11 protein-coding genes, 3 tRNA genes and 1 pseudogene are annotated in these 13727 nt (G+C 70.0%); 3 read left to right on the plus strand and 12 right to left on the minus strand.

Annotated features, from left to right (window positions below; all coding sequences use genetic code 11):
- Positions 1 to 14: 14 nt before the first annotated feature.
- From E2C05_RS09045 to E2C05_RS09095, 11 genes are all read right to left on the minus strand, one after another.
- The gene (locus E2C05_RS09045; protein WP_274607227.1) at positions 15 to 656 is read right to left on the minus strand and encodes an NADH-quinone oxidoreductase subunit C; all 642 of its coding nucleotides are present in this window, start codon (positions 654 to 656) and stop codon (positions 15 to 17) included.
- A gap of 43 nt (positions 657 to 699) precedes the next feature.
- Positions 700 to 1266 (minus strand): NuoB/complex I 20 kDa subunit family protein, encoded by a 567-nt coding sequence (locus E2C05_RS09050; RefSeq protein WP_133219299.1) that lies wholly within the window; start codon positions 1264 to 1266, stop codon positions 700 to 702.
- 62 nt (positions 1267 to 1328) lie between these two features.
- Positions 1329 to 1697 (minus strand): NADH-quinone oxidoreductase subunit A, encoded by a 369-nt coding sequence (locus E2C05_RS09055; RefSeq protein ID WP_133219290.1) that lies wholly within the window; start codon positions 1695 to 1697, stop codon positions 1329 to 1331.
- A gap of 253 nt (positions 1698 to 1950) precedes the next feature.
- Positions 1951 to 2027 (minus strand) — tRNA-Asp (locus tag E2C05_RS09060).
- Positions 2028 to 2140: 113 nt separating this feature from the next.
- Positions 2141 to 2212, minus strand: a tRNA-Val gene (locus tag E2C05_RS09065).
- A gap of 124 nt (positions 2213 to 2336) precedes the next feature.
- Positions 2337 to 2609: an HU family DNA-binding protein gene (locus E2C05_RS09070; protein ID WP_133219291.1), complete on the minus strand. Its 273-nt coding sequence runs from the start codon at positions 2607 to 2609 to the stop codon at positions 2337 to 2339.
- Between the two features lie 201 nt (positions 2610 to 2810).
- Positions 2811 to 5225, minus strand: coding sequence for an endopeptidase La (gene lon, locus E2C05_RS09075; protein ID WP_133219292.1), 2415 nt, complete (start codon positions 5223 to 5225; stop codon positions 2811 to 2813).
- 168 nt (positions 5226 to 5393) lie between these two features.
- Positions 5394 to 6650 (minus strand): ATP-dependent Clp protease ATP-binding subunit ClpX, encoded by a 1257-nt coding sequence (clpX, locus tag E2C05_RS09080; RefSeq protein ID WP_133219293.1) that lies wholly within the window; start codon positions 6648 to 6650, stop codon positions 5394 to 5396.
- Between the two features lie 232 nt (positions 6651 to 6882).
- The gene (gene clpP, locus E2C05_RS09085) at positions 6883 to 7527 is read right to left on the minus strand and encodes an ATP-dependent Clp endopeptidase proteolytic subunit ClpP (protein ID WP_133219294.1); all 645 of its coding nucleotides are present in this window, start codon (positions 7525 to 7527) and stop codon (positions 6883 to 6885) included.
- Between the two features lie 335 nt (positions 7528 to 7862).
- Positions 7863 to 9212: a trigger factor gene (gene tig / locus E2C05_RS09090; protein ID WP_133219295.1), complete on the minus strand. Its 1350-nt coding sequence runs from the start codon at positions 9210 to 9212 to the stop codon at positions 7863 to 7865.
- 38 nt (positions 9213 to 9250) lie between these two features.
- A tRNA-Leu gene (locus E2C05_RS09095) sits at positions 9251 to 9335 on the minus strand.
- 121 nt (positions 9336 to 9456) lie between these two features.
- On the opposite strand from E2C05_RS09095, the gene E2C05_RS09100 reads away from it, so the two are divergent.
- Both E2C05_RS09100 and E2C05_RS09105 read left to right on the plus strand, forming a co-directional pair.
- On the plus strand, positions 9457 to 9717 hold the full coding sequence (locus E2C05_RS09100; RefSeq protein ID WP_133219296.1) for a type II toxin-antitoxin system Phd/YefM family antitoxin: 261 nt from the start codon (positions 9457 to 9459) through the stop codon (positions 9715 to 9717).
- A 4-nt stretch (positions 9718 to 9721) separates the two neighbouring features.
- Positions 9722 to 10138 carry a type II toxin-antitoxin system VapC family toxin gene (locus E2C05_RS09105; RefSeq protein ID WP_158292028.1) on the plus strand — a complete coding sequence of 139 codons (417 nt, stop codon included), beginning with the start codon at positions 9722 to 9724 and terminating at the stop codon, positions 10136 to 10138.
- 7 nt (positions 10139 to 10145) lie between these two features.
- Here the strand turns inward: E2C05_RS09105 and E2C05_RS09110 are convergent, their stop codons facing one another.
- Complete coding sequence (locus E2C05_RS09110; RefSeq protein ID WP_456306487.1) at positions 10146 to 12551, minus strand: 1-deoxy-D-xylulose-5-phosphate synthase N-terminal domain-containing protein; 2406 nt, start codon at positions 12549 to 12551, stop codon at positions 10146 to 10148.
- A gap of 444 nt (positions 12552 to 12995) precedes the next feature.
- Between E2C05_RS09110 and E2C05_RS09115 the strand changes: the two are divergent.
- Positions 12996 to 13727 (plus strand): annotated as a pseudogene (locus tag E2C05_RS09115) (hypothetical protein); the annotation flags it as partial.

Consider the following 13727-nt stretch of genomic DNA (forward strand, 5'->3'; position numbering starts at 1 on the left):
CGCGGAGCTGCCGCTCATGGCTGGGTTCCTTTATCCGCCGGGGGCTTCGGCCCCTCGATGCGGTTCAGATGCACCTTCTCGTCGCCCGGAAGCGTCGTCATCGCCTCCCACGGGCTGAGGAAGTCGAAATTGCGGAAATCCTGCGTCAGCGTCACCGGCTCGTAGACGACCTGCTTGCGCTCCTCGTCGTAGCGCACCTCGACATAGCCGGTCAGCGGGAAGTCCTTGCGCAGCGGATGGCCTTCGAACCCATAGTCGGTCAGCAGCCGGCGCAGGTCGGTCTGTCCCTCGAAGACGATGCCGTACATGTCCCAGGCCTCGCGCTCGTACCAGGTGGCGCAGGGCCAGATGGGCACGACGGAGGGCACCGGCGTCGCCGCATCGGTCGCGACGACGACGCGGATGCGCTGGTTCAGCGACAGCGACAGCAGGTTGTACACCACCTCGAACCGCAGCGGCTTCTCCGGCCAGTCGGTGCCGCAGAGATCCATCAGCTGCTCGAAGGCGAGGTGCGGCGCGTCGCGCAGCAGCGTCATCGTGTCCAGCAGCCCGTCGCGGCGGATGCGCAACACCAGCTCGGCGCCGCGCTCCACCGCGATCGCCTCCACCGTGCCATTGGGCAGCGCCATGCGCACGGCCTCGCCCAGGGCCTGCAGCGCCTCGGCGCGGGTCGGGGCCGCCGCTTGCGTCTCGGTCGTATCAGCCACGCAGGATGGTCCCCGTCCGCCGGATCTTCTTCTGCAGCTGCAGGATGCCGTAGACGAGGCCTTCCGCCGTCGGCGGGCAGCCGGGCACATAGACATCCACCGGCACGATGCGGTCGCAGCCGCGCACCACGCTGTAGGAATAGTGGTAGTAGCCGCCGCCATTGGCGCAGCTGCCCATGGAGATGACCCAGCGCGGCTCCGACATCTGGTCGTAGACCTTGCGCAGCGCGGGGGCCATCTTGTTGGTCAGCGTGCCGGCCACGATCATCACGTCCGACTGCCGCGGCGACCCGCGCGGGATGATGCCGAAGCGGTCGAGGTCGTAGCGCGCCATGTAGGCATGGATCATCGGCACCGCGCAGCAGGCCAGGCCGAAGGTCATCGGCCACAGGCTGCCGGTGCGCGCCCAGTTCACCACCTTGTCGAGGTTGGCGACGACGAAGCCCTTCTCCTCGATCTCGCCGGTGATGCCCTTCACCACCGCATCCTGTGCCGAACCAGGCGGCAGGTGGTCGCGGTTCCAGGCGATCGTGCCTGGCGCGCCGGGGGTGGATCCCATCGGCGCGACGCTGTCGGTGTTTCCGCTCATGATGCTCTCCGGTCGGGGCGACGGCGCGGCCGTCACTCCCAGTCCAGGGCGCCCTTGCGCCATTCGTAGATGAAGCCGACCGTGAGCACGCCAAGGAAAGCGATCATCGACAGGAAACCGAACCAGCCGATGTCGCCCAGCGCGACGGCCCAGGGGAAGAGGAAGGCCACCTCGAGGTCGAAGATGATGAAGAGGATCGCGACCAGGTAGAAGCGCACGTCGAAGCGCCGGCGGGTGTCGTCGAAGGGCTCGAACCCGCATTCATACGCCGAAAGCTTCTCCGGGTTCGGCTTCTGCCGCGCGACCAGCAGGCTGCCGCCCACCATCGCCGCCGCGATCACCCCGGCGATCACCAGGAAGACCAGGATCGGGAAATACTCGGCCAGCAGCGGCTGGGTCATGCTTGCTCCGCCTGTCGTGGCGCCCTCAGCCTGCCATGCAGGGGCCCGCAGAGCCCCGCGGCAGGCCCCGCCCCGGCTCTTGCCGCAGCGCAGCGCGGGCGGACATTAGCCACGGCGCGCGCGCTTCGCATAGAGGCCGAAGCGTCCTACTCAAGAGCGAGGTGGTGATTTTTTTGCAGAACGAAAAGGGCCCAAAATGCGGCGAAGGCCAGAAACCGTATACGGCTTCTGGCCTTCCGCTGGGTTCGTCGCTTGGCGCGAGTGACGGGGCTCGAACCCGCGACCTCCGGCGTGACAGGCCGGCGCTCTAACCAACTGAGCTACACCCGCTTGCGACGTGACGCGGGGTGTATGCCGCGGACCCAGGGGTGTCAACGCCCGCCGGCAGATTCTTCGCAGGCGGCGGGAGGATGAATGGCGGCGGGGTTCGCCGCTGCGGGGACTGGGCGCTGAGGGATTCGAACCCCCGGCATCTTCGGTGTAAACGAAGCGCTCTACCGCTGAGCTAAGCGCCCGCCGCGAACCACCCGGCCTGCCGGCGCGGGATGTTGTACCGGGGCCCTGCCCCGGCAGCCCAGCATGCCGCCGTTGCGCGGCAAAGGCAAAGCGCCGGCGATGCCGCGGCCCATGCCCGGCGGGTCAGCCCACCGCGTCCTTCAGCCCCTTGCCGGCCTTGAATCGCACCGTCGTGCTGGCCGGAAGCACCATCTCCTCGCCGGTGCGGGGATTGCGGCCCTTGCCGGCCTTGCGGGTCGAGGTGGAGAAGGTCCCGAAGCCCACCAGCCGCACATCCTGCTGCCGCTTCAGCGACCCGGTGATGGCGGCGAACATGGCGTCCACCACCTCGCCCGCCTTGGCCCTGGGCAGGTCGCCGGCTTCCGCCACCACCGCGATAAGATCATGCTTGTTCATCGGACAGCCCCTCGCTCGGGCGGCCCTGGCCGCGTCCGGCCGGGCGCCTCCTGTCGATTCGAATCTGTGCAGCGGGGTCGCCCGCGTCAACGCGAGCGAGGCTGGCCGCCGGCGCTTCACGGTTGATTGTGGCGCCCGCAATACGAAACGGGGCGGGCCCGCAGGCCCGCCCCGTTCCAAGGTTCCGTGCTGCGCCGGCGGTCAGTGGGCCAGCGCAGGCTTCGCCCCGTCGCCATCCGCGGCGCGCGGCGCCGTCGGTTCCGCCGGCTCTTCCCAGTCGATCGCCTCCGGCGGTCGGACCAGCGCCTTCGAGATCACCTCGTCCACATGCGAGACGGGGATGATGGTCAGCCCCTTCCGGACATTGTCGGGGATTTCCGCCAGGTCCTTCTCGTTGTCCTTCGGGATGAAGACCGTGGTGGTGCCGGTGCGCAGCGCCGCCAGCAGCTTCTCCTTCAGGCCGCCGATCGGCAGGACGCGGCCGCGCAGCGTGATCTCCCCCGTCATCGCCACGTCCCGGCGCACCGGAATGCCGGTGAGGACGGAGACGATGCTGGTCGCCATGGCGATGCCCGCGCTCGGTCCATCCTTCGGCGTTGCGCCTTCCGGCACATGGACGTGGATGTCGCGCTTCTCGAACAGGGTCGGCTTCAGGCCGAAGCTAGTCGCGCGCGACCGGACATAGGACATCGCCGCCGACACGCTCTCCTGCATCACGTCGCCGAGCTTGCCGGTGTGCTGCACCTTGCCCTTGCCGGGTACGGTGATCGACTCGATCGTCAGGATCTCGCCGCCCACCTCGGTCCAGGCCAGGCCAGTGACCACGCCGACCATGTCCTCCGCCTCGGCCTCGCCGTAGCGGAACTTCCGCACGCCGGCGAATTTGTCGAGGTTCTTGACGTTGATCGCGACCTTCTTCGCCTTCTTCGAGACGATCTCGCGCACCGCCTTGCGGGCCAAGCCGCCGATCTCGCGCTCGAGGTTACGGACGCCGGCTTCCCGCGTGTAGTAGCGGACCAGGTCGCGCACGGCGTCCTCGCTCACGCTCCACTCGCCATCCTTCAGCCCGTTAGCCTCGGACTGCTTCTTGAACAGGTGGCGCTTGGCGATCTCGACCTTCTCATCCTCGGTGTAGCCGGGGATGCGGATGATCTCCATGCGATCCAGCAGCGGCTGCGGCATGCGCAGGCTGTTGGCGGTCGTCACGAACATCACGTCCGACAGGTCGTAGTCGACCTCGAGGTAGTGATCGGCGAAGGTGCCGTTCTGCTCCGGGTCCAGCACCTCCAGCAGGGCCGAGGACGGGTCGCCGCGCCAGTCGGCGCCGAGCTTGTCGATCTCGTCCAGCAGGAAGAGCGGGTTGGAGGTCTTCGCCTTCTTCATGCCCTGGATGACCTTGCCGGGCATGGAGCCGATATAGGTCCGCCGGTGGCCGCGCACCTCCGCCTCGTCCCGCACGCCGCCCAGCGACATGCGCACGAAGTTGCGGCCGGTGGCCTTGGCGATCGACTTGCCGAGCGAGGTCTTGCCGACGCCGGGCGGCCCGACGAGGCAGAGGATCGGGCCCTTGATCTTCGGCGAGCGCGACTGCACCGCCAGGTACTCGATGATCCGCTCCTTGACCTTCTCCAGGCCATAGTGGTCGGCATCGAGCACCTTCTCGGCCTCGATGATGTCGTTCTTGATCTTGCTGCGCTTCTTCCAGGGGATGCTCAGCATCCAGTCGAGGTAGTTGCGCACCACCGTCGCCTCGGCGCTCATCGGGCTCATGGTCCGGAGCTTCTTCAGCTCGGCCATCGCCTTCTCGCGCGCCTCCTTGCTCAGCTTGGTGGCCTTGATCCGGGCTTCCAGCTCGGCGGCCTCGTCCTTGCCGTCCTCGCCCTCGCCCAGCTCCTTCTGGATCGCCTTGAGCTGCTCGTTCAGGTAGTACTCGCGCTGGGTCTTCTCCATCTGCCGCTTCACGCGGTTCCGGATCCGCTTCTCCACCTGCAGGACGCCGATCTCGGATTCCATGTGGGCGAAGACCCGCTCGAGCCGGGCGGAGGTCGCCGCCGTCTCCAGCAGCTCCTGCTTCTCCGGGATCTTGAGCGAGAGATGGGCGGCGACGGTGTCGGCCAGCTTGTTCGGGTCGTCGATCTGGTTGATCGAGACCAGCACCTCCGGCGCGATCTTCTTGTTGAGCTTGATGTACTGCTCGAACTGGCCGACCACCGTGCGGGCCAGCGCCTCGGTCTCCGACGCCTGGCCGGCCGGCTCCTCGAGCGGGGTGGCATAGGCCTCGAAGTGGGATTGGGTCTCCTTCCAGCCGGCGATCCGCGCGCGGCGGCCGCCTTCGACCAGCACCTTCACGGTGCCGTCCGGCAGCTTCAGCAGCTGCAGCACGGTGGAGACGGTGCCGACGGCGAAGAGGTCGTCCGCGCCCGGGTCGTCCTGGGCGGCATTCTTCTGGGCGACCAGCAGGATCTGCTTGTCGTCGCGCATCACCGCTTCCAGGGCGCGCACCGACTTCTCGCGCCCGACGAAGAGCGGGACGATCATGTGCGGGAAGACGACGATGTCGCGGAGCGGCAGCACGGGGAGCAATTCGCCGCGGAGGGTTTCAGGCTTTTCCGCCATTGTGGACCTCGCTGAAGGACAGTCGACGCCGGCACCACCCGCATTCGGCATGCTGCCAGGCGTCACGGGATTGCCGATGAGATGGGAACCCGGCAGTCCCCAACAATCCCTTGAAATGGAGGGCGGCCGTGCATCGGCCGCCCCGGTCCGGCATTGCGGCTGGCAGGCTCAGGCGGAGGACTGCTCCGCCGCCCGCTCGCCATAGATGAAGAGCGGGGTGGCGCGGCCCTCGGCCACCTCGCGGTTCACGACGACCTCGTCCACGTCGTCCATGCCCGGCAGGTCGAACATGGTCGACAGCAGGATGGTCTCCATGATGGAGCGGAGGCCGCGCGCGCCGGTCTTACGCTGGATGGCGCGGGTGGCGACCGACCGCATCGCGTCCTCGGTGAAGGTGAGCTTCGTCCCCTCCATCTCGAACAGACGCTGGTACTGCTTGACCAGGGCGTTCTTCGGCTTGGTCAGGATCTCGATCAGCGCCTTCTCGTCCAGGTCCTCGAGCGTGGCGATCACCGGCAGGCGGCCGATGAACTCGGGGATCAGGCCGAATTTCAGCAGGTCCTCGGGCTCGACCTCGCGCAGGATGGCGCCGGCGCGGCGGTCGTCCGGGGAACGGACCTCGGCGCCGAAGCCGATGCCCGAGCCCTTGCCGCGGGCGCCGATGATGCGCTCGAGCCCGGCGAAGGCGCCGCCGCAGATGAACAGGATGTTGGAGGTGTCCACCTGCAGGAATTCCTGCTGCGGGTGCTTCCGGCCGCCCTGCGGCGGGACGGAGGCGACGGTCCCCTCCATGATCTTCAGCAGCGCCTGCTGCACGCCCTCGCCGGAGACGTCCCGCGTGATGCTGGGGTTGTCCGACTTGCGGCTGATCTTGTCGACCTCGTCGATGTAGACGATGCCGCGCTGGGCGCGCTCCACGTTGTAGTCGGCGGCCTGCAGCAGCTTGAGGATGATGTTCTCCACATCCTCGCCGACATAGCCGGCTTCGGTCAGCGTGGTCGCATCCGCCATGGTGAAGGGGACGTCGAGGATGCGGGCGAGGGTCTGCGCCAGCAGCGTCTTGCCGGACCCGGTGGGGCCGAGCAGCAGGATGTTCGACTTCGCGATCTCGACGTCGTTGTTCTTCGCGCCGTGCGCCAGCCGCTTGTAGTGGTTGTGCACCGCCACCGACAGCACGCGCTTCGCATGGTCCTGCCCGATGACGTAGTCGTCGAGGACCTTGCAGATCTCCTTCGGCGTCGGCACGCCGTCGCGCGACTTCACGAGGTGCGTCTTGTGCTCCTCGCGGATGATGTCCATGCACAGCTCGACGCATTCGTCGCAGATGAACACGGTGGGTCCGGCGATGAGCTTGCGGACCTCGTGCTGCGACTTGCCGCAGAACGAGCAGTAGAGGGTGTTCTTCGAGTCGCCGGACTTGCTCATGGGCACTCCGCCTGGATGGGCTGACCGGGGCCGCCGCGGCCTTCCGGGTCGGGAAGGCGCAGCCGGTCCCGGCTCCGACCCCCGTAGCCGAGGGGGGACCTGGGGTGGGACTGTAGCCCCCCTGTCATCAGGGGGGAAGCATAACGGCAGGCGCCGGCGGCCGCCGGTCGCAACCGGGACGGCAACATCGCGTCAGGATGCCGCCCGGGCCGGCGACCGGGGCCGGTCGGGATCAGGCCTTGGTCTCGGCGCCGGGGGCGGCCGGCCGCTGCTCGACCACCTGGTCGATCAGGCCGAAATCCCGGGCTTCCTCGGCCGACATGTAGGTGTCGCGCTCCAGCTTCCGCTCGATCGCCTCGATCGGCTGGCCGGTGTGCTTCACGTAGATCTCGTTCAGCCGCTGCCGCAGCTTCAGGATCTCGCGCGCCTGGATCTCGATGTCCGTCGCCTGGCCCTGGGCGCCGCCGGAGGGCTGGTGGACCATGATGCGGCTGTTCGGCAGGGCGAAGCGCTTGTCCTTGGCGCCGGCGGTCAACAGCAGGGATCCCATGGAGGCGGCCTGGCCGATGCACACCGTGCTCACCGGGCTGCGGATATACTGCATGGTGTCGTACATCGCGAGGCCCGAGGAGACCACGCCGCCCGGACTGTTGATGTAGAAGGCGATGTCCTTGTTCGGATTCTCGCTCTCGAGGAACAGCAGCTGGGCGCAGATCAGGGCCGAGACCTGGTCGAAGACCGGGCCGGTCAGGAAGATGATCCGCTCCTTCAGCAGGCGCGAATAGATGTCGAAGGCCCGCTCGCCCCGCGCCGTCTGCTCGACGACCATCGGCACCAGGGTGTTGTTGTAGACCTCGACCGGATCACGATCCCGCATGGGAATTCCTCTTCGACTCAAAGGCTCGACACGGCGATGGCAACCGATGCCGGCCGGCGGGCAAGGCTAACCGGCAGGGGTTAATGTGGTGCATCGGCACCGCCGCCGGAAGCCCCGGCCGTTCGGCGGGGGTCGCATGCCGGGGTGGCTGGAAACTGAACCGCTGCCGCTTCAGGGCGGGGCGGCCGCCGCACCGCCCGGCGCCCCGGGCCACGCGGCCCGCCGGCCGGGACGAATCGCCCGCCGGGGAATGCCCGGCGGGCGGGGACTCGCGGATCTCGGGGGGCCTTTCGGCCCCCGGCCGGGGGTCGCCGGGGAAGCAGCGCCCCCCGGCATCAAGCGGTGGTCTGGGGCGCCGTCAGCTCCTCGGGGGAGACCTGCTTGTCCGTGACCTGGGCCAGCTCCAGCATGAAATCCACCACCTTCTCCTCGAAGATGGGGCTGCGGAGGTTGTTCGCCGCCTCGGGGTTCTTGCGGAAGAACTCCATCACCTGCTGCTCCTGCCCCGGGTAGCGCGCGGCTTCCTGCCGCATGGCGCGGGCCAGCTCGTCGCCGGTGACGGTGATGTTGTTGGTCCGGCCGATCTCGGACAGCAGCAGGCCGAGCCGGATGCGGCGCTCCGCGATGCCGCGGTACTCCGCCTTCAGCGTCTCCTCGTCCTTGCCCTTGTCGTCGTCGTCCAGGCGGCCGGCCTTCAGGTCCTGCTCCACCCGCTGCCAGATCTGGCCGAACTCCGCCTCCACCATGCCCTGCGGCACCGGGAAATCGGCCTTCTCCGCCAGCCCGTCCAGCAGGGCGCGCTTCACCTTCAGCCGGGCCAGCTGGTCGTATTCCTGCTGCAGGCTGCCCTTCACGGCATCCTTCAGCGCGTCCAGCGTCTCGAAGCCGATCGACTTCGCCAACTCCTCGTCGGCCGGCGGCGTCACCGCGCGCTTCAGCGCCTTGGCGGTCACGGTGAAGGTCGCCGCCTTGCCGGCCAGGTCCTTCGAGCCGTAGTCCTCCGGGAAGGTCACCTTCACCAGCCGCTCGTCGCCGATGTTCATCCCGACCAGCTGCTCGGTGAAGCCGGGGATGAAGCCCGGCCCGTCCACCTCGACCGGCATGTCGGTCGCGGTGCCGCCCGGGAAGGCCTCGCCCGGCCCCTCCTCGCCCTCGGCCGGGTCGATGCGGCCGACGAAGTCGCAGACCAGGATGTCGCCCTTCTCGGTCGGCTTCGGCTCGGCCACCTCCTCGAGCTTGCGGTTGCGGGAGGCGATGGTCTCCAGCGCCTTCTGCACCTGCTCCTCGGACGCCTCGGCCTTCAGCCGCTCCACCGCGATGCCGGCGAAGTCGGGCATGGCGATGTCGGGCATCACCTCCAGCTCGACCTTGAACTCCAGGTCGGCCTCGGGGGCGAAATTCACCAGCTCGATCTTCGGCTGCAGGGCCGGGCGCAGGCCACGGTCGGTGACGACCTGGTCGGTCGCCTTGTTGACGGACTGCTCCAGCACCTCGCCCATCACCGCCTGGCCGTAGCGCTGCTCCACCACCTTGGCGGGCACCTTGCCGGGGCGGAAGCCGGGCAGGCGGAGGTCGCGGCCCAGCTCGGCCAGGCGCTTGCTGCGCTCGGCCGCGATGTCGCCGGCGGGGACCACCACCGTGAAGGCCCGCTTCAGACCCTCGTTCGCGACCTCGGTCACCTGCATCGTATCGTTTCCATCAGCCCAGAGAAGGACAGGCAGCCTGGTGCGGGCGGAGGGACTTGAACCCCCACGGCTTGCGCCACTGGAACCTAAATCCAGCGTGTCTGCCAATTCCACCACGCCCGCGCGGCCAGCCCGCGAAGATCGAAGGGGCCGCGTGTAGCGCAGGCATGGCGGGTTTGAAAGGAGGGCGGGGCGGCGACCATGCCGGTTGCAGCCGACTGGTCGGCCGACTAGTCTATCCGCCATGGACGGCAGCATCGGCGCCTATGAGGCGAAGACCCATCTCTCCGCCCTGCTCGACCGGGTGGAGAAGGGCGAGAGCCTGACCATCACGCGCAACGGCAGGCCGGTCGCGCGGCTGGTGCCGGTGGAGGCGGCGCAGGCGGCGCCGGATGCGGCGCAGGCCGTCGCCTCCCTCCTCGCCTTCCGGGAAGCGTTGCGGTCGAAGGGCGCGCAGGTCACCCGGGCGGAGATCCGCGGCTGGATCGAAGACGGGCGGCGCTGACGCCATGCCGGGGGTCGTCCTCGACGCCTCCTTCGCGCTCGCCTTTATGCTGCCCGACGAGGCACAGCCGCTGCCGGGCGAGGCGCTGGCCGGAGCCGCGGTGCTCGGCCTGACCGTCCCGGAACTCTGGTGGATCGAGGTGGGACACGCCGCCCTGCAGGCGGTTCGCCACGGCCGGATGACGGAGGCGGAGCGACGCGACGGGTTGGCGCGCCTCGCCCGGCTGCCGATCGAGACCGATGCGGAGGGACGGCTGTTCGCCTGGACGGCGACGACGGCCCTGGCCGAACGGCATCGCCTCAGCCTCTACGACGCAACCTATCTCGAACTCGCGCTGCGGCTTGGCGCTGCCCTGGCGACCCTGGACGCGGCCCTGCGCCGGGCCGCCGCGGCCGAGGGCGTGGCGCTGCAACCGGCCTGACGCTGCATCACCCCAGAAGCGCCTGGGCGCAGGCATCCAGGATGGCGTCCACGTCCAGCCCGTATTCCCGGTACAGGTCGGGGATGTCGCCGGCCTGGCCGAAATGGTCCACGCCCAGCGGCACCACCTTCTGGCCGCGCACCGCGCCCAGCCAGGCATGCGCCGCCGGGTGGCCGTCCAGCACCGTCACCAGCGCGGCGTCCGGCGCCAGCGGCGCCAGCAGCTGCTCCACCCAGGACGGCCCGCCGAAGCCCTGCCGCGCCTTGCGCCGCGCCGCCAGCCAGCCGGCATGCAGCCGGTCGGGGGAGGTGATGGCCAGCAGCCCGGCCCCCGGCTCCTCCTCCCGCAGCTGCTCGAAGGCGGCCATCGCCTCCGGCGCCACCGGGCCCTGATAGGCGATGGCGATGCGAGCGCCCGGCGCCGGCGGCACCAGCCAGTAGCCGCCCGCCACCACCGCCTCGGCGTCCAGCGGCCGCGGCGCCTGCTCCAGCCCGCGGGTCGAGAGCCGCAGCCAGACCGAGGAGCCGTCCGGCGCCTGCATATGGCCGAAGCCCCAGCGCATCAGCGCCGCCACCTCGTCGGCGAAGGCCGGCTCGAAGCTCGCCAGCCGGTCCTGCGCCATGCCGATCAGCGGGGTGTTCAGCGACTGGTGCTGCCCGCCCTCCGGCGCCAGGGTGAGGCCGGAGGGCGTGCTGACCAGCATGAACCGCGCATCCTGGTAGCAGCCATAGATCAGCGCATCGAGGCCGCGGTTGACGAAGGGATCGTAGACCGTCCCGATCGGCAGCAGCCGCGCCCCGTACAGGTCATGCGCGAGGCCCAGCGCCGACAGCAGCAGGAACAGGTTCTGCTCGGCGATGCCGAGCTCGATGTGCTGGCCTTCGGGCGACATGCCCCAGCGCTGCGCCGAGGCCAGCTTGGCATCCCGGAAGACGTCGTTCTTCAGGTGCCGGTCGAAGATGCCGCGCCGGTTCACCCAGGGGCCGAGATTGGTCGAGACCGTCACGTCCGGGCTGGTGGTGACGATGCGCCGGGCCAGCGCCGCCGCCTCCCCATGGCCGCGGCCCAGCTCGGCCAGCACCTCGCCGAAGGCCTGCTGGGTGGACATCTTCCGCCCGGCAGCGACGCGCGGCACCGGGAAGCCGGCGCCCGGCACGGGCACCGGGTCGGCCTGCAGCCGCCGCCCCTCGGGCGCGACCGGGCGGGCGAAGGGCACGCCGTCCACGAAGGCGCGCATCTCCGCCTCGGGGATGTCGAGGCCCTCGAAGGGGTCCCATTCATGCCCGTCGCGGATGCGCATCTCCGCCTTGAAGACGGCCATCTGCTCCCGGGTCATCAGCCCGGCATGGTTGTCCTTGTGCCCGGCGAAGGGCAGGCCCATGCCCTTGATGGTGTAGGCGATGAAGCAGGTCGGCTGGTCGCCCGCGGCGTCCTGGGCGCGGAAGGCCTCCAGCAGCGTTGCCACGTCCTGGCCGCCCAGGTTGGTCATCAGCGCGCCCAGCTCGTCATCCGACAGCGGGTCGATGATGGCGCGGATCCCCGGCTCCCGCCCCAGGTCGGTCAGCAGCGCCGCGCGCCAGGCGGCGCCGCCCTGGAAGGTCAGCGCGGAGTAGAGGCTGTTCGGGCAGTCGTCGATCCAGCGGCGGAGCGACTCCCCGCCCTCCCGCGCGAAGGCCGCTTCCAGCCGCCGCCCGTATTTCAGGGTGACGACATTCCAGCCCATGTCGCGGAACAGGCCCTCGATCCGGCCGAAGAGCCGGTCCTGCACCACGCTGTCCAGGCTCTGGCGGTTGTAGTCGATGATCCACCAGACATTGCGGATGTCGTGCTTCCAGCCCTCCAGCAGGGCCTCGTAGATGTTGCCCTCATCCAGCTCGGCGTCGCCGACGATCGCCACATGGCGCCCCGCCGGGATCTCCGGCCGGCCCAGCCCGTGCAGCTTCACATAGTCCTGCACCAGGCTGCCGAAGCTGGTCAGCGCGACGCCGAGGCCGACGGAGCCGGTGGAGAAATCCACCTCCGTCCCGTCCTTGACCCGCGACGGATAGGGTTGGATGCCGCCGAATTGCCGCAGCGTCTCCAGCTTCTCCCGCTGCTGCCGGCCGAACAGGTAGTTCACCGCATGGAAGACCGGGCCGGCATGCGGCTTGATGGCGATGCGGTCCTGCGGCTTCAGGATCTCGAAGTAGAGCGCCGTGATGATTGAGACGACGGAGGCCGAGGAGGCCTGATGGCCGCCCACCTTCAGCCCGTCCCGGTTCGGCCGGATGTGGTTGGCGTGATGGATCATCCAGGCCGAGAGCCAGAGCAGCTTGCGCTCGATGGCATGCAGCAGGCGGAGGCGCGGCGCCTCCGGGTCGCGGTCGTCCGGATTGGTGACGGGCCCGGGCCCGCTCGAGGTCAGGACGTTCACCCTGCTTCTCCCACGACACGTCTTGGCATGGCTTGTGGCCCGGCCTTGGGCCAGCCCGCAAGGCCCCTCCGCCCGCTGCCTGGCCCGCGTCGCCAGGGGCCCTCCGGCCCTGGCCGCTGCCGGGCGGGCAGGCGCGCCCCGCGCCATGCGGGCATGCCGGCGCGGGACGCGGCGGCAGCGGCAGCGGTACATCCGGCCGCCACGGCGGGGGCGTCCCCGGCGCGCGGCGCGACGAACGGCATGCCGGCACCCCCCCCGGAGGCGGCTTCCGCCCCGTCGCGGCGCAGGCCCGCTCGGCGCCCCCGACCCGCCGCCGCCTGGCCGGGCCATTGCCGCCGCGCCCCATCGCGGCCCATCACAGGGGGGTCAGGCAAACGGGACGTCATCCCGGGCCCGGGACCGCGCCGCTATCGTCCCGCGCGCTTCCAGGGAATTGTGTATCGCATGCGACATCCCGGCCTGCTGGTCCGGCTCCTCCTCGGCACCCTGCTGCTCGCGGCGCCGGCCATGCTGAACCGGCAGCCGCTGCTCTACGAGGACATCTTCGCCTATCTGCGCGGCCCGGCGGTGCTGCTGGCCCAGGCCGGCGGCCCGCGCTTCCAGAATGCCTGGTCCCGCATGGGCCCGCCCGCCTCCGAAACGGCGGCCGCGGCACCCGCGCCGGTCGCCCCGCCGGTCGCGGCGCCCCCGGCCGCCACCCCCGCCGAGAAGGCCGAGCGCCATATCGAGGCCGGGCGGTCCATCTACTGGGGCAGCCTCGCCTATCTCGGCTGGTTCGCCGGCGGCTTCTGGGGGCTGGTGGTGCTCCAGGCGGCGCTGGTCGCCTGGCTGCTCGACCTGCTGCTGCTCCGGCTGCTGCGGCTGGGGCCGGGCTGGTATGCCGGGGCGCTGTCCGGGCTGACCCTCGCCACCCCCCTGCCCCTCTACATCGCCTATGTCATGCCGGACCTCTTCGCCGCCCTCGGCATCCTCGGCGCCGGGCTGCTGCTCGGCTTCTGGGGCGCGCTGCGGCAGGGGGAGCGGCTGGCGCTGCTGCTGCTGACCGCCTTCGCCGCCATGGCGCATGCCAGCCACCTGCTGACCCTGGCGGCGCTGCTGGCGCTGGGGACCGGCGCGGCGCTGCTGGGCCGGCTGCCGGCGCCGCGGCGGGCGCCGCTGCTCGGCCTCGCCGCCTGC

It is taken from the genome of Paracraurococcus ruber, from assembly GCF_004353985.1.
Taxonomy (GTDB): Bacteria; Pseudomonadota; Alphaproteobacteria; order Acetobacterales; family Acetobacteraceae; genus Paracraurococcus; species Paracraurococcus ruber.